The organism is Thermocatellispora tengchongensis (genome assembly GCF_014202315.1).
Classification (GTDB): Bacteria; Actinomycetota; Actinomycetes; order Streptosporangiales; family Streptosporangiaceae; genus Thermocatellispora; species Thermocatellispora tengchongensis.
This window is the reverse complement of sequence record NZ_JACHGN010000003.1, coordinates 258,282-272,878: the sequence shown is the minus strand read 5'-3', so window position 1 is coordinate 272,878 and position 14,597 is coordinate 258,282. Positions and strand designations below refer to the sequence as shown.

At 73.7% G+C, this 14,597-nt stretch carries 14 protein-coding genes; 8 read left to right on the top strand and 6 right to left on the bottom strand.

The features are described 5' to 3' along the window. Positions 1 to 141 precede the first annotated feature (141 nt). The 8 genes from HNP84_RS07575 to HNP84_RS07540 all read left to right on the top strand — a co-directional run bounded on the left by HNP84_RS07575 (position 142) and on the right by HNP84_RS07540 (position 7,933). Positions 142 to 960 carry an ABC transporter ATP-binding protein gene (locus HNP84_RS07575; protein WP_185048664.1) on the top strand — a complete coding sequence of 273 codons (819 nt, stop codon included), beginning with the start codon at positions 142 to 144 and terminating at the stop codon, positions 958 to 960. Next, the gene (locus tag HNP84_RS07570; RefSeq protein WP_312924080.1) at positions 957 to 1,958 is read left to right on the top strand and encodes an ABC transporter ATP-binding protein; all 1,002 of its coding nucleotides are present in this window, start codon (positions 957 to 959) and stop codon (positions 1,956 to 1,958) included. Before HNP84_RS07575 ends, HNP84_RS07570 begins: the two co-directional genes overlap by 4 nt. Continuing rightward, positions 1,955 to 2,845, top strand: a complete 891-nt coding sequence (locus tag HNP84_RS07565; RefSeq protein ID WP_185048663.1) for a branched-chain amino acid ABC transporter permease — start codon at positions 1,955 to 1,957, stop codon at positions 2,843 to 2,845. Before HNP84_RS07570 ends, HNP84_RS07565 begins: the two co-directional genes overlap by 4 nt. Next, a complete protein-coding gene (locus tag HNP84_RS07560; protein WP_185048662.1) occupies positions 2,838 to 3,923 on the top strand; it encodes a branched-chain amino acid ABC transporter permease in 1,086 nt (361 codons plus the stop codon). Before HNP84_RS07565 ends, HNP84_RS07560 begins: the two co-directional genes overlap by 8 nt. Position 3,924: 1 nt before the next feature. Then, positions 3,925 to 5,193, top strand: a complete 1,269-nt coding sequence (locus HNP84_RS07555; RefSeq protein ID WP_185048661.1) for an ABC transporter substrate-binding protein — start codon at positions 3,925 to 3,927, stop codon at positions 5,191 to 5,193. Between the two features lie 21 nt (positions 5,194 to 5,214). After that, positions 5,215 to 6,642 (top strand): aminopeptidase P family protein, encoded by a 1,428-nt coding sequence (locus HNP84_RS07550; protein WP_185048660.1) that lies wholly within the window; start codon positions 5,215 to 5,217, stop codon positions 6,640 to 6,642. A gap of 91 nt (positions 6,643 to 6,733) precedes the next feature. After that, entirely contained in the window at positions 6,734 to 7,402 is a 669-nt protein-coding gene (locus HNP84_RS07545; RefSeq protein WP_185048659.1) for a 4'-phosphopantetheinyl transferase family protein, read from the top strand. A gap of 51 nt (positions 7,403 to 7,453) precedes the next feature. Continuing rightward, positions 7,454 to 7,933 (top strand): MarR family winged helix-turn-helix transcriptional regulator, encoded by a 480-nt coding sequence (locus HNP84_RS07540; RefSeq protein ID WP_185048658.1) that lies wholly within the window; start codon positions 7,454 to 7,456, stop codon positions 7,931 to 7,933. On the opposite strand, the gene HNP84_RS07535 is transcribed toward HNP84_RS07540, so the two are convergent. The 6 genes from HNP84_RS07535 to HNP84_RS07510 form a co-directional block, all read right to left on the bottom strand. Further along, positions 7,930 to 9,429 carry an MFS transporter gene (locus tag HNP84_RS07535; protein ID WP_185048657.1) on the bottom strand — a complete coding sequence of 500 codons (1,500 nt, stop codon included), beginning with the start codon at positions 9,427 to 9,429 and terminating at the stop codon, positions 7,930 to 7,932. The genes HNP84_RS07540 and HNP84_RS07535 overlap by 4 nt on opposite strands. Further along, the gene (locus HNP84_RS07530; RefSeq protein WP_185048656.1) at positions 9,426 to 10,121 is read right to left on the bottom strand and encodes an LppX_LprAFG lipoprotein; all 696 of its coding nucleotides are present in this window, start codon (positions 10,119 to 10,121) and stop codon (positions 9,426 to 9,428) included. The genes HNP84_RS07535 and HNP84_RS07530 overlap by 4 nt, the downstream gene beginning before the upstream one ends. Positions 10,122 to 10,266: 145 nt before the next feature. Next, positions 10,267 to 11,658: a ribosome biogenesis GTPase Der gene (gene der / locus HNP84_RS07525; RefSeq protein WP_376771849.1), complete on the bottom strand. Its 1,392-nt coding sequence runs from the start codon at positions 11,656 to 11,658 to the stop codon at positions 10,267 to 10,269. 29 nt (positions 11,659 to 11,687) lie between these two features. Further along, positions 11,688 to 12,368, bottom strand: coding sequence for a (d)CMP kinase (cmk, locus tag HNP84_RS07520; protein ID WP_376771832.1), 681 nt, complete (start codon positions 12,366 to 12,368; stop codon positions 11,688 to 11,690). A gap of 99 nt (positions 12,369 to 12,467) precedes the next feature. Beyond that, positions 12,468 to 13,865 carry a carotenoid oxygenase family protein gene (locus HNP84_RS07515; protein ID WP_185048654.1) on the bottom strand — a complete coding sequence of 466 codons (1,398 nt, stop codon included), beginning with the start codon at positions 13,863 to 13,865 and terminating at the stop codon, positions 12,468 to 12,470. Next, a complete protein-coding gene (locus HNP84_RS07510) occupies positions 13,862 to 14,512 on the bottom strand; it encodes a TetR/AcrR family transcriptional regulator (RefSeq protein WP_185048653.1) in 651 nt (216 codons plus the stop codon). The genes HNP84_RS07515 and HNP84_RS07510 overlap by 4 nt, the downstream gene beginning before the upstream one ends. Between the last annotated feature and the right edge of the window lie 85 nt (positions 14,513 to 14,597).

Genomic DNA, 14,597 nt, shown 5'->3' with positions numbered 1-14,597 from the left:
GGCCGGGTCCCTCCGTGGGCTGCCGCCCCGACTTGGGCGGCGGCACTGGACTGGGCCGAACAGAGCAATGTTTCGTGTCCGCGACGCCCCCGTGACCGGCGATGGTCACGGCCGGCGAACACGAGGAGGCGAAGAACCCCTATGAATGCCACGGACGGGCTGGCCGTCAGGGACCTGACGGTGCATTACGGCCCGGTGCGCGCGCTGGGAGGAGTGTCGCTCGACGTGCCGCCCGGCGCCGTCGTCGCCGTGCTCGGCGGCAACGGCGCGGGCAAGTCGACGCTGCTGCGGGCGATCTCGGGCACCCTGCGGTTCCAGCGCGGCGGGATCTCCGCCGGGGAGATCTCCTTCGAGGGCGAGCGGCTGTCCGGCGCGGCTCCGGCGGCCGTCGTGGCCAGGGGCGTGGTCCAGGTGCCCGAGGGGCGGCGGATCTTCTCGCGCATGACGGTGGAGGAGAACCTGCGCGCCGGCGCCCTGGGGGCGAGGCGCGGGGCGCGCCCCCGGATGATCCCCCACGGCGCGGCGGAGGCGCGCGAGCGGGTGCTCGCCCTGTTCCCGGTGCTGGCCGAGCGGGCGCGGCAGCGCGCGGGGCTGCTGTCGGGCGGCGAGCAGCAGATGCTGGCGATCGGGCGGGCGCTGATGGCGCGTCCCCGGCTGCTGCTGCTCGACGAGCCGACGCTCGGGCTGGCGCCCCTCATGGCCGCGCGCATCGCCGACACGATCAAGGAGATCAACGCGCAGGGCACGTCGGTGCTGCTGGTGGAGCAGAACGCCGCGCTCGCGCTGTCGCTCGCCTCGCACGCGTACGTGCTGGAGGTCGGCGAGGTCGCCCTGCACGGCCCGGCGGCCGGCCTGGCCGAGAGCGACGAGGTGCGCCGCCGCTACCTCGGCATCGGCGCGGCCGAGGTGGCGGCGGGCACGCCGGGCGAGCGCCCGGCCCTGTCGAGGTGGTCCGCGTGACCGGCACATACCAACCAGCCGGTACGGGCGTGAGCCCCCTGGAGGTGCGCGAGGTGACCGTGCGCTTCGCCGGGCTGACCGCGCTGGACGCGGTGAGCCTCACCGTGGAGCCGGGCACCGTGCACGCGATCATCGGGCCGAACGGCGCGGGCAAGTCCACCTGCTTCAACGTGCTGTCGGGCGTCTACACCGCGTCCTCGGGCAGCGTCCGCTTCGGCGGGGTGGAGCTGACCACCCTCCCCGCGCACAAGATCGCGGCGCTCGGCATCGCGCGCACGTTCCAGAACATCGCGCTGTCCGCGCGGCTGTCGGTGCGCGACAACCTGCTGCTGGGCCGGCACCGGCTGACCCGCGCCGGGTTCGTCGCGGCCGGGCTGCGCCTGCCGTCCGCGCGCCGGGAGGCGGCCAGGCACCTGGCCCGGGTGGAGGAGATCGCCGCCTTCGTCGGGCTGGCCGGGCGGCTGGCCACGCCGGTCGGGCTGCTGCCGTACGGGGTGCAGAAGCGGGTGGAACTCGCCCGCGCGCTGTGCATGGAGCCCAGGCTGCTGCTGCTGGACGAACCGGTGGCCGGGATGAACGGCGGCGAGCGCGCGGAGATGGCCGGGCTGATCGTGGCGATCAAGGAGAGCCTGGGCATCTCGGTGCTGCTCGTCGAGCACGACATGGGCATGGTGATGCGGCTCGCCGACACCGTCACCGTGCTGGACTTCGGCCGCCGCATCGCGGGCGGCCCGCCGGAGGAGGTCCAGCGGGACCCCGCGGTGATCCGCGCCTACCTCGGCGCGGCCACGGAGGAGGCGGCCACGGAGGACAGGGCCGCGGAGCACAAGGCCACGGAGCACGAGGCCGCGGAGGACAGGGCCACGGAGGACAGGGCCGCGGCGATGGCGGCCGGGGAGACCGGGCAGGCCGGGCAGGCCGGGCAGACCGGGCAGGCCCGGCAGGCCCGGGAGGCCGGAGAACAGGACGCCGCGGCCGCGGCCGGAGGGCAGGCGTGATCACATTCCTGGAACTGCTGGTCAACGGGATCTCGGTCGGCGCGGTGTACGCGCTGATCGCCCTGGGCTTCGTGGTCATCTTCAAGGCCACCGAGGTGGTGAACTTCGCGCACGCGTCGCTGCTGCTGGCCGGCGGCTTCGTGGTGGCCAAGCTGCACCCGAGCATCGGCTTCTGGGCCGCGCTCGCCGCCGGGATCGGCGGGGCCGCGCTGGTCGGGGCGCTGATCGAGTTCCTGATCATCAGGCGGGCCAACGTGGCCGGCCACAGCGTGCTGGCCATCGTCACCATCGGCGTGGACATCCTGCTGGTCACCGAGCTGACCCGGCAGATCGGCACCGACGTGCTCGCGCTCGGCGACCCCTGGGGCGACCGGGTGCTGCACCTCGGGCCGATCTCGATCGCCGAGACCAGGGTGGTGGCGCTGGCCGTGGCGGCCCTGCTGATCACCGCGTTCCTGCTCGCGTTCAAGTACACCGGCTGGGGCGTGGCGATGCGGGCCACCGCCGAGGACGCCGAGACCGCCGCCCTGATGGGCATCCGGCTGGGCCGGGTCTCGCTGGGCGCGTGGGCGGTCGCGGGCGCGCTGGCCGCGGTCGCCGCGCTGTTCCTGTGCGTGTTCCCCACGCCCGGTCTGGACCGCGGCACGACGTTCGCGGCGATGAAGGCGTTCCCCGCCGCGATCCTCGGCGGCCTGGACTCCACCACCGGCGCGCTGGTCGGCGGCCTGATCGTGGGGGTGACCGAGGCGATGATGAGCGGCTACCAGAACGAGCTGGCCTTCCTCGGCCGGGGCATCGGCGACGTGGCGCCGTTCCTGGTCATGACCGTCATCCTGCTCATCCGCCCGGCCGGGCTGTTCGGAACCAGGGAGCTCAGCCGTGTCTAGGGTCATCCTGTGGGCCGCGGGCGCGGTGCTCGCCGTGGCCGTGCCGTTCTACCTTGAAGGGTTCTGGCTGCAGGCCGGGCTGTTCGCGATGGCGGCGTGCGTCGGCGCGATCGGCATCAACCTGCTCACCGGCGCCACCGGGCAGCTCTCGCTCGGGCACGCCTTCTTCCTGGCCATCGGCGCGTACGCCTACGTCTACTTCGCCGCCGAGCCCGAGGGCGACCTCGGCGGCCTCGGCCTGCCCACCCCACTGGCCGCGCTGCTCGCGCTGGTCGCCGCCGGGCTGGCGGGCGGGGCGTTCAGCCCGATCGCGGGCCGGCTCCGGGGCGCCTACCTCGGCATCGCCACGCTCGCGCTGATCTACCTCGGCCAGCACCTGCTGTTCAACGCCGAGCCGCTGACCGGCGGGTACAACGGGCGCGCCGTGCCGCCGATGGAGCTGTTCGGCTTCGTCTTCGCCGACACCCCCGAGCTGGTGATCTTCAACGTGCCGTTCGGGGCGCTGGAGCGGCTGTGGTTCCTCGGCCTGGCCGTGGTGCTCGTGGCCGCCTGGTTCGCCCGCGGCGTGCTGCGCGGGCGTCCCGGCCGGGCGATGAACACCATCAGGGACCACGAGATCGCGGCCGCCGTGATCGGGGTGCCGGTCGGCCGCTACCGCGCCGGGGTCTTCGTGCTGTCCTCCATGTACGCGGGCGCGGCCGGGGTGCTGCTCGCCCTGGTGTTCCAGCAGACCGTGCCGGAGTACTTCGGCATCCTGCTCTCGCTCGACTACCTGGCCATGATCGTGATCGGCGGGCTCGGCTCGGTGGCCGGGGCCGTGATCGGGGCGATCTTCGTCTCGCTGCTGCCGCAGTTGCTGACCCGCTACAGCGAGGCGCTGCCGCTGGTGGCCGAGCCCGGCTCGGGCGGCGTGTCCCCCGCCGAGGCCGCGCGCATCCTCTACGGCGCGGCCGTGGTCGCGGTCGTGCTGTTCCTGCCCGGAGGGCTGCTCGGGCTGGCCGCCCGGATCAGGGCCACCGTGACCCGGCGGGTGCCGCCGCCCTCCCTCACCCCCTCCCCCGACTCCCCAAGGAGCTGACATGCGCAACAAGCCCCGTACCGTGACGCGGGCCGCCGCCGCGGCGGCGCTGCTCGCCCTCGCGGTCGCCTCGTGCGCCAGCGAGAAGGCCACCGGCGGCCCGGCCGCGACCGGCGGCGACGGCGTCAAGACCGGCCCCGGCGTGACCGCCGACAAGATCACCGTCGCCATGATGACCGACCTCACCGGGCCGTACGCCTCGCTGGGCAAGAGCATCACCCAGGCGCAGCAGCTCTACTTCGAGCAGCTCAACCACGCGGGCGGCGTGTGCGGGCGCACCGTGGAGACGGTGGTGCGCGACCACGGCTACGACGCGCAGAAGGCGGTCGCGGCCTACACCGAGCTGGCGCCGAAGTCGGCGGTCGTGGCGCACTTCATCGGCTCGCCGATGGTGCTCGCGCTCAAGCAGCGCATCGAGGCCGACAAGCTGCTGACGATCCCGATGGCCTGGGCGACCGGGCTGCTCGGCGCCCGCGCGATCCAGGTCACCGCGACGACGTACGACGTGGACATGATCAACGGCGTGGACTTCCTGGTCAAGGAGAAGGGGATCAAGAAGGGCGACACCATCGGGCACCTGTACTTCGAGGGCGACTACGGAGAGAGCGCGCTGGACGGCTCGAAGTACGCCGCGGAGAAGCTCGGGCTGAAGATCTTCGAGCAGAAGATCAAGGCCACCGACCAGGACATGAGCGCGCAGGTGGCGGCGTTCAAGTCGGCCGGGGTGAAGGCGATCCTGATCTCCGCCGGGCCCAGGCAGGCGGCCTCGCTGGTCGGCGTGGCGGTGAGCAAGGGCATGGACGTGCCGTTCGTCGGCAGCAACTCGGCGTACGCGCCGCAACTGCTGGCCACCCCGGCCGCGCCCGCGCTGCTGAAGGACTACTACATCATGACCGGCGGCGCCCCGATGAGCGCCAAGGAGCCCGTGATCGAGAAGCTGGCCGCCGACTACAAGGCCAAGTACCCCAACGACGTCATCGACAGCGGTGTGTCGGCGGGGTACTCCGCGGCCCAGATCGTCGGCGACGCGCTGAAGAAGGCGTGCGAGGCCAAGGACCTCAGCCGCGAGGGCATCATCACCGCCCACCGCGGCCAGAAGGCGTGGAGCGCGGGCTACGGCTCGACGCAGGACTTCTCGGTGTTCGACCAGCCGGCGTCGCGGGAGTCGTACATCGTCAAGCCGGACAAGGCGGCCCTGGGCGGCTCGGTGATCTACAAGGAGCCGGCGGTCTCCGACCTGGCCAAGGACTACCCGGTCCCCGTCGGGTGATATGTGGCGAATAATCGCCACATGACGCTAGAAAACCCCTGGCTGGACACCGGCAGCCACGACCTGCCGGTGTCCGAGGCCCTGGCCGCCTTCATGCGCACCGGCTGGCAGGAGGCGCCCCCGGCCGATCCCGCCCCGGTCCCCGCCGCGCCGTGGGCGGCCCGGCGCCGGGCCGCGCTGGCCGCCCGGTTCCCCGGGGAGCGCCTGGTCGTCCCCGCCGGGCTGCCGGCGGTGCGCAGCAACGACTGCGACCACCCCTTCCGCCCGCACAGCGCCTTCTCCTACCTGACCGGCGCGGGCGGGCCGGGCGAGGTGCTGGTCATCGACCGCTCCGGCGCCGCGACGCTGTTCCTGCACCCGCGCCCGGCGCGGGCGGACACCGACGAGTTCTACCGCGACCGCCGGCACGGCGAGTTCTGGACCGGAGGCGGGCCGAGCCTGGCCGAGGCCGAGGCGGCGTACGGGATCGCGTGCGCGCCGCTGAGCGAGCTGCCCGCGGCGCTGGCGGGCGGCGCGCCGTCGCGGGTGCTGCGCGGCGTCGATCCGCGGGTGGACCGGGCCGTGCGCAAGCACCTGCGGCGCGACGCGGACGACGAGTTCGCGGCGTACCTGGCGGAGATGCGGCTGGTCAAGGACGAGTGGGAGGTCGCCGAGCTGCGCCGGGCCGTGGACGCCACGGTGCGCGGCTTCGAGGACGTCGCCCGCGCCCTGCCCGCCGCGATGGCGAGCCCGCGCGGCGAGCGCTACGTCGAGGGCGTGTTCGGCCTGCTCGCCCGCCTGGAGGGCAACGCGACCGGCTACCCCTCGATCGTGGCGGCCGGGTCGCACGCGTGCGTGCTGCACTGGACCCGCAACGACGGCCCCGTCCGGGAGGGCGACCTGCTCCTCCTGGACGCCGGGGTGGAGACCGACTCCCTCTACACCGCCGACGTCACCCGCACCCTCCCCGCGTCCGGCCGCTTCTCCCCCGTCCAGCGTCAGGTCTACGAGCTGGTGTACGAGGCCCAGCAGGCCGCCATCGCCACGCTCAAGCCGGGGGCGCGCTTCCGGGACTTCCACCTGGCCGCGATGCGGGTGATCGCCGAGGGCCTGCACGAGTGGGGCGTGCTGAAGCAGACGCCGGAGCGGAGCCTGGCGCCCGAGGAGGGCCTGTACCGCCGCTACACGCTGTGCAGCAGCGGGCACATGCTCGGCCTCGACGTCCACGACTGCGCCCGCGCCCGCGCCGAGACCTACCTCGACGGCGTGCTCGCGGCGGGCAACGTGCTCACGGTCGAGCCCGGCCTGTACTTCCAGCCGGACGACCTGACGGTCCCGCCGGAGTTCCGCGGCATCGGCGTGCGCATCGAGGACGACCTGCTCATCACCCCCGACGGGCCCGTCCTGCTCTCCGCCGCCCTCCCCCGCCACCCCGCCGAGGTGGAGTCCTGGCTCGCCGGCCTGACATGAGCGACCTCCCCGCGGCGAACCCGGAAATGTGAAATCGGTCATCGGTCCAGATGATCTCCTGATCGCCCGCGCGACGCTCTAAGCTGGGCGAATGCCTGACCCGGTGGCATTGGCCGGCGCGACCGCCGAGTTGTGGTCACCCCGGGCGCATCGAAGCCTGCTCGCCCTGCTGACTCCGGCCGAGCGGCGGCGGGCGGCCCGGCTGGTGCGCGAGTCCGACCGCCGCGACTACGTGACCGCGCACGTTCTGGCCCGGCAGTGCGCGGCCGAGGTGCTGGGGCTGCCGCACGACGCGCTCACCCTGTGCCAGTACTGCGACCGCTGCGGCCCCGGCGACCACGGCCGTCCGTACATCGCCGAGGCCCCGGAGATCGGGGTCAGCCTGAGCCACACCCGCGGCTACGTGTGCGCCGCGGCGGGCTCGGGCCGGATCGGGGTGGACGCCGAGCGGGTGCCGGAGGGGCCGCTGGACGTCGCGCTGGCCGGGCAGGCGCTCGCCCCGGCCGAGCTGGCGCTCGTGGCGGACAACCGGGCGCTGATCCGGCAGTGGGTGCGCAAGGAGGCCCTGGTCAAGCGGGGCGAGCTGACGCTGGCCGGGCTGCGCGAGCTGGACCTGTCGGCGCTGCCGCTGGACGAGCCGTACGCGCCGCGCCCGCTGCGGTGGAAGGACTGCCACCTGCTGGAGTGGGCGGCCGGCGACGTGCTCGTCACGGTGATCGCCGACCGTCCGGCCCGCCTGTCCGCGGCCTTCGTGGGCTGACCGGCGGGGCTGCGCACCCGAGCTGTGCGCCGGGGCATATAGATTCACTTCATGAGCACCGACGAGCCCCGCTGGCTCACCTCCCTGGAACAGCGGGCGTGGCGTGCGCACCTCAACGCGCACAAGCTCCTGTGGCACCGGCTCGACCGCGAGCTGGACGAGTTCGGCCTGTCGCTGAACGACTACGAGATCCTGGTCACGTTGTCGGAGCACCCCGAGCACCGGATGCGCATGAGCGATCTGGCCGATGTGACCATCCAGTCGCGCAGCCGCCTGTCGCACCAGATCTCGCGCATGGAGGAGGCGGGGCTGGTGGCCAGGGAGAGCTGCCCGGACGACCGCCGCGGCACCTACGCCGTGCTCACCGACCACGGCTGGGCGACCATCAGACAGGTCGCGCCCCACCATGTCGCGGGCGTGCGCGAGCACTTCATCGACCGGCTGACCGACGAGCAGCTCCGCGAGCTGGAGCGGGCCTACGCCCCCGTCATCGAGCACCTCAAGGCGCTGCGCACGCCGAGCCGGGGTTAACGCGCGCGGCCGGGCAGGAGCAGGGCGAGCAGGGCGGCCAGCGCGCACAGGCCGGCGGTGAGCTGGAAGATCTCGGTGTACTCGGTGTGCAGCGCCGCCTTCACCTGCGCCTCGTACACCGCGAGCCGCCGGGCGTACTCCGCGGCCTCCACGCCGAACGGCAGCGGGGTGTCCAGGCCGGCGGTGAGCGACTGGAACCGGTGGAAGCCCCACGCCGACAACACGGCCACGCCGAGCAGCATGCCCATCATGCGGGCGACGACGACGGCCGCGGAGGCGACGCCGTGCTGCACGGCGGGGGTGACCCGCAGTACCGCCGAGGAGACCGGGGCGACGACGAGCCCGAGCCCGGCGCCCGCGACGATCAGGTCGGCGTCCACGCGGGCCCCGGCCTCGGCCAGGTCCAGCGGCCACTGCCCGATCCTGACGTACCCGGCGGTGGCCAGGACCAGCCCGGCCACCGCGACCAGGCGCTCGCCGTACCGGCGGGCCAGCAGGCCGCCGGCGAGCGCCGCCACCGCGAGCGCGAGCAGGAAGCGGGAGAGCACCAGCGCCCCGGCCAGGGCGTCCCTGCCGAGCAGGGTCTGCGCGGCGAGCTGCACGTCCACCAGTGTGACGAGCAGCGCGGCGCCGCTGAGCAGGCTGACGGCGAGGGTCGCCAGGAACGGGCGGCGGGGCACCTGGGACAGGTCGATCAGCCGGGTGCGGGCGCGCGACTCCCACACCCCGAACCCGGCCGCGAGCACCGCCCCCGTGACCAGCGCGGGCGGCCCCCAGGGCGGCAGCACCGACTCCTCGGGGGCGGGGTTGTACAGGCCCGCGACGAGCGCGCCGAGGGCCAGCGCGAGCAGCACGCCCCCGACGAGGTCCACCGGCTGCGCCTCCCGGGCGGGCACAGCGGTACGGGCAGGCACAGCGGGACGAGCCGGCACCGTGCGCCACACGGCCACCGCCGCCACGGCGGACAGGGGGACGTTCAGCCAGAAGATGCCCTGCCAGCCGACCAGGGCCGCCACGCCCGCGCCGTACAGGGGGCCGAGCACGCTGCCCAGTTCCTGGGCCGAGCCGACCGCGCCGAGGGCGACGGGGCGGGCGCGCTCGTCGTACAGGTCGGCGACGAGCGCCATGGTGATCGGCAGCAGCGCGCCGCCCGCCACGCCCTGCAGCCCGCGCCCGGCCACGAGCACCGGCACCGAGGACGCCAGCGCGGTGAGCGCCGAGCCGAGCGCGAACCCGGCCAGGCAGGCCAGGATGAGCGGGCGGCGGCCGAAGCGGTCGGACAGGCCGCCGAGCAGCGGCATGGCGGCGACGTAGCCGAGCAGGAAGCCGGTCACGATCGGGGTGGCCCGCTCCAGACGGGTGACGGGCACTCCGACGTCGGCGGCGATGTCCACGAGCACGGTCACCACGACGTAGGCGTCGAGCGCGGCCAGCAGCACCGCCGTGCCGCCCACGCCGAGCGCGACCCTGCGCCGCGCCGTGGCCGGGAGGGTCATCCCTGCGGTGCCGTCAGCTCGACCGGCGCGTCGTAGTCGCGCAGGGTCACGGTGACCGTGCCGGAGGCGTCGCCGGTGCCCAGCGGCAGGCTGGCCTTGACCAGGCGGCTACTGGCCTTGTCGACCCACAGCGTGCCGTTGACGCCCTGCTGGATGCCGGGCACCAGGACGGCGATCTTCTCCTGCGGCAGCGTGGCCGCGACCCGGTAGGCGGGGGAGTCGCCGACGTTCTCCTCGGCCTGGGTGACGGCGTCGGTGGCCGCGGCGAGCAGGGCGGGCACCCCCTTGTCGGCGCTGAGGATCGCCGAGGGGTCGTAGATCGCGGCCAGCTCGCTCTTGCTCATCTTCTGGAACCCGCCGGTCGGGCCCTTGAAGTGGACGTCGGAGCCGATCAGCACGAACTTCAGCTCCTGGAGGTTGCCCAGGATCTCGATCTGGATGGTGCCGTCGGCGTCGCCCCGGGCGGTGAGCCGGCCGTCGGCCTTGCGCACCGGCACCGGCGGCTTGCCCTCGGTCTCGATGGTGAAGGCCGCGCTCTTGACCGCGCGCATCGCCTCCGACGCCTTCTTCAGCACCTCGGGACCGGTGGGCAGCGCGGCGCCGCCCCCGTCGTCGCCGCCGGTGCAGGCGGACGCGAGGAGCATCGCGGCGGCGATCGGGACCAGGAGACGGAGCGTACGGCGAAGCCACATGGCCCGGATGCTAGCGAGGCCGAGACGAACTCGCGGCGAAGGCGCGGTATCGGTTTCGCTTCTCCGTTGCACGATCACACGTGCACAGGCCGGCGCGCCCCCAGCCGCGACCGCCACACCGGAGGGGACCGCCGGCCGATGAGGGCTATTTCTTCGCGGCCCGCTTCTCGCGGATCTTCATCGTGACGAAGACCGGGGAGCCGGCGAAGCCGAACTCCTCGCGGATGCGGCGCTCGATGAAGCGGCGGTAGGTCTCCTCCAGGAAGCCCGAGGTGAACAGCACGAACTTGGGCGGCTCGACGGCCGCCTGGGTGGCGAAGAGGATCTTGGGCTGCTTGCCGCCGCGCACCGGCGGGGGCGTGGCGCGCACCAGCTCGGTGAGGAAGGCGTTCAGCCGGGCCGTCGGCACCCGCGTGGACCAGGACTCCAGGGCCCGCTCGATCGCGGGCACCAGCCGGTCCACGTGGCGGCCGGTCTTGGCGGAGATGTTCACCCGCAGCGCCCACGGCACCCGCACGAGCTGCCGGTCGATCTCCTTCTCCAGGTAGTAGCGCCGGTCCTCATCGACCAGGTCCCACTTGTTGAAGGCGACCACCATGCACCGGCCCGACTCGATCACCAGCGAGATGATCCGCAGGTCCTGCTCGGTGAGCACCTCGCTGGCGTCGATGAGGACGACCGCGACCTCCGAGCGCTCCAGCGCGGCGCGGGTGCGCATGCTGGCGTAGAAGTCGGCGCCCTTCAGCTCGCGGTCGCGCCGCCGGATGCCGGCGGTGTCGACGAACCGCCAGGTCTTGCCGCCCAGCTCGATCAGCTCGTCCACCGGGTCGCGGGTGGTGCCCGCCATCGGATCGACCAGCACCCGCTCCTCGCCGGCCAGCTTGTTCAGCAGCGAGGACTTGCCGACGTTCGGCCTGCCCACCAGGGCGACGCGGCGCGGCCCGCGCTCGGCGCCGAACCGCTGCGGCGGCGCCTCGGGCAGGGCGTCGAGCACCGCGTCGAGCAGGTCGCCGCTGGAGCGGCCGTGCAGGGCCGAGACCGGCATCGGCTCGCCGATGCCCAGCGACCACAGCGCACTGGCCTCCAGCTCCATGCGCTGGTCGTCCACCTTGTTGGCGGCCAGCACCACCGGCTTGCCGGAGCGGCGCAGCACCTGGGCCACGGCCTCGTCGGCGTCGGTCACGCCCACGGTCGCGTCCACCACGAACAGGATCACATCGGCCAGCTCGACCGCGATCTGCGCCTGCTCGGCGATGCGCAGCGCCATGCCGGTGGCCTGAGGGTCCCAGCCGCCGGTGTCGACCAGCGTGAACGAGCGGCCCCGCCAGCTCGCCTCGTAGGTGACCCGGTCGCGGGTCACGCCCGGCACGTCCTCCACGACCGCCTCGCGGCGGCCGATGATCCGGTTGACCAGGGTGGACTTGCCCACGTTGGGGCGGCCGACCACCGCGACGACCGGCAACGGGCCCGAGTCGCCCGCCTCGCCGGCCCCGGCGCCCGGCTCGCCCTCCTCGAACTCGGCGAGCTCGGCCTCGATCCAGCCGTCCTCGTCGCCGTACTCCCCCGTCACGTTCTTTCCTTAATCAGTCGCAGGATCTCGGCGATGACCTCGTCGAGGGTGAGCGCGGTGGTGTCGAGCTCGACGGCGTCGGCCGCCATCGCGAGCGGCGCCGCCTTGCGGGTAGAGTCGAGGGTGTCGCGCCTGGCCATGGCGGCCTGCTGCGCCTCGACCTCCGCCGCGGCCGGCGCGCCGGCCGCGGCGCCGGCCAGCTCGGCCGTACGGCGGTGGGCGCGGGCCTCGGCGCTGGCGGTCAGGTAGACCTTGACCGGCGCGCCGGGCGCCACCACGGTGCCGATGTCACGGCCCTCGACCACGATGTCGCCGGAGCCGATCAGCTCGCGCTGCAGCGCGACCAGCCGCTCGCGCACCGCGGGCACCGCGCTGACCGCGGAGACCGCCGCGGTGACCTCCTGGCTCCGGATGGGCCCGGCGACGTCCACGCCGCCGACGGCCACGGTGGGCGCGGCGGGATCGGTGCCGATCTCCAGCTCGGGCTCGCCCGCCCTGGCCGCGATGGCGTCGGGATCGGCGAGGTCCACCCCCTGCTGGAGCATCCACCAGGTGATCGCGCGGTACATCGCGCCGGTGTCGAGATAGCGCAGCCCGAGCGCCCGCGCGACTCCGCGCGAGGCGCTCGACTTACCCGACCCCGAGGGGCCGTCCATCGCGACGACCAGTCCGGCCACTGCGCACTCCTTGCTCACTGCTTGCTCACTGCGTGCCCACTCCAAACGCTCCCCAGAGGAGGCTACCGGTGTTTGGGAGCGTTCGAGGCGCGTGCGGCCCTAAGCGGGATCGGGCACGAAGTTGCCGTGGAAGCCCAGCGGGATGCGGGCCGGGAGGTGGACGGTCGCGACCGGGGGCCCGGCGAAGTCCTGCGCCGAGAGGATCACCAGGTCGGCGGCCCCGCGCTCGGGGTTGTTGACGTAGGTCATGATGTAGCCGTCGTCCTCCGCCTCGCCGGAGGGGGAGGGCGCGAACACCGGCTCGCCGGCGTACGAGCCGCGCGGGAAGACGTGCGCCTCCGCCGCGCCGGTGCTCAGGTCGTGCTTGAGCAGCGCGTTGGCGAACGCCGGGTCGGACAGCTCCTGAAGGTCCTCCGCCCGCCGCGGCAGGAAGTCGGCGAACGCCTCGGTGAGCACGGTGTAGCCGTAGCGGTGCGGCCGGGAGGTCAGCCGGTCGTCGATGCGCGGGAACTCCTGCATGCGGTCGTCCAGCACCGTCCGCCTCACCTGCCCGGCGGCCGGATCGACGGTCCAGCGCTCCAGCCGGGGCGGCGCCCCGAGGTCGAGCCGGGCCTCGACGAACAGCCGATCGTAGGCGACCAGGTCCACGACCACCTTCTCGCCGTCCTCGTAGGCGTTGAGGGTGTGGAAGACGAAGCAGGGCGGCACCTCGTACCAGCGGACCCCGGCCGCGCCGCCGTGGCGGGGCAGCAGGCCGACCCGGGCCGGGTGCGCGTCGTTCCACGCGTACGGCAGCCGCACGCCGGCCTCGGCCGCGGCCATGCTGAAGGTGACCGGCAGGTCGTACAGCACGACGTGGTTCTCGGTGAGCGCGAAGTCGTGCACCATCGGGCCGTCGCTCACCGGCACGTCCTCGGCGCGCACCACCTTGCCGTCGGGGCTGACCACCAGGTGCTGGATGCGGTCCTGCCAGCCGAAGTAGTACGCGACCGCGTGCAGCTCGCCGGTGCGCGGATCGACCTTGGAGTGGGCGGCGAACCCGCCGGGCAGGGTGCCACCGAAGTCGCACCGGCCGAGGGTCTCCAGCTCCTCGCTCAGCTCGTAGACGGGCAGGCCGGCCTCCACCAGCGCCAGGGTGCGCCCGGCGTGCCCGATGACGTGGGTGTTGGCGGCGAAGTCCAGGCCGTCGAAGCGCGGGCCGGGGCGCGGCTCCTCGCCCAGCGCCTCCGCGACCGCGTCGGAGCGCACCCAGCGGTTGCGGTACCACTCGGCGCGGCCGTCGCGCAGCCGTACGCCGTGCACCATGCCCTCGCCCACGAACAGGTGCGGGTTGGGCGCGTCCAGGTCGATCGGGTTGGGGCCGTTGCGCAGGAAGCGCCCGTTCAGCTCGGCCGGGACGGCGCCCGTGACGGGCAGGTCGAACGCGGTGATCTCCTCGGTCGCGGGCGCGAACGCGCCGCGGAAGACCGGATTGCCGGTGTTCTTTCCGTCGCTCATTGCCGGTTCCTCTCCTGGTCCGGCTCGGCCGGGCCGGGTCGACTCTGTGTGCCGTACGCCCTCACCAGGGCGGTGGTGAGCATGTGGAAGCGCCGCTCGCCCTCCTCGGGACCGAAGATCCCGGCGAGCTCCAGGCTGACCGCGCCGTGCGCGGCCATCCAGAAGGTGTCGGCGATGGCGGCCGGCTCGCCCTCGGTGAAGACCCCGGCCTTGACGCACTCCTCGACGACGCCGACCAGGATGGCCAGCGTCTCGCGGGATTCGGCGTAGGCCTCCGGGCCGGGACGGAACCCGGGCACGGCCGCCTCGAACATGATCCGGTAGTAGTTGGGCTCGGCCAGCGCGTAGGCCCGGTAGGCGCGGCCGAGCGCCGCCAGGTGCTTCACCGGGTCGTCACCGCGCGGCGCCGCCGCCAGCGCCCGCCCGAACCGGGCGAAGCCCTCTCGCCACAGCGCCTCTACCAGGCCGTCCTTTCCGCCGAACATGGTGTAGATGACCTTGGTGGAGCAGCCCACGTCGCCGGAGATCCGGCGCACGGTGAGCGCCGCGGGTCCCTCGTCGGCGAGCAGCCGGATCGCCGCGTCCAGGATCGCCGTGCGCACCGCGTTCTGTCCGGCGAGCTGTGCCTTCTCGTAGGCTGTGGTCATCGGGGTTACACCGTTGTTCTTCGGTAACGTTGTTACCGCCTTTGTACGCGAACGCCGCCGCCGTGTCAACGGCGGCGGCGGCGTT

Coding starts and splice junctions, on each gene's coding strand:
- HNP84_RS07575 (WP_185048664.1), top strand. CDS start 142: ATGAATGCCACGGACGGGCTGGCCGTCAGGGACCTGACGGTGCATTAC.
- HNP84_RS07555 (WP_185048661.1), top strand. CDS start 3,925: ATGCGCAACAAGCCCCGTACCGTGACGCGGGCCGCCGCCGCGGCGGCG.
- HNP84_RS07550 (WP_185048660.1), top strand. CDS start 5,215: ATGACGCTAGAAAACCCCTGGCTGGACACCGGCAGCCACGACCTGCCG.
- HNP84_RS07545 (WP_185048659.1), top strand. CDS start 6,734: ATGCCTGACCCGGTGGCATTGGCCGGCGCGACCGCCGAGTTGTGGTCA.
- HNP84_RS07540 (WP_185048658.1), top strand. CDS start 7,454: ATGAGCACCGACGAGCCCCGCTGGCTCACCTCCCTGGAACAGCGGGCG.
- HNP84_RS07535 (WP_185048657.1), bottom strand. CDS start 9,429: ATGACCCTCCCGGCCACGGCGCGGCGCAGGGTCGCGCTCGGCGTGGGC.
- HNP84_RS07530 (WP_185048656.1), bottom strand. CDS start 10,121: ATGTGGCTTCGCCGTACGCTCCGTCTCCTGGTCCCGATCGCCGCCGCG.
- HNP84_RS07515 (WP_185048654.1), bottom strand. CDS start 13,865: ATGAGCGACGGAAAGAACACCGGCAATCCGGTCTTCCGCGGCGCGTTC.
- HNP84_RS07510 (WP_185048653.1), bottom strand. CDS start 14,512: ATGACCACAGCCTACGAGAAGGCACAGCTCGCCGGACAGAACGCGGTG.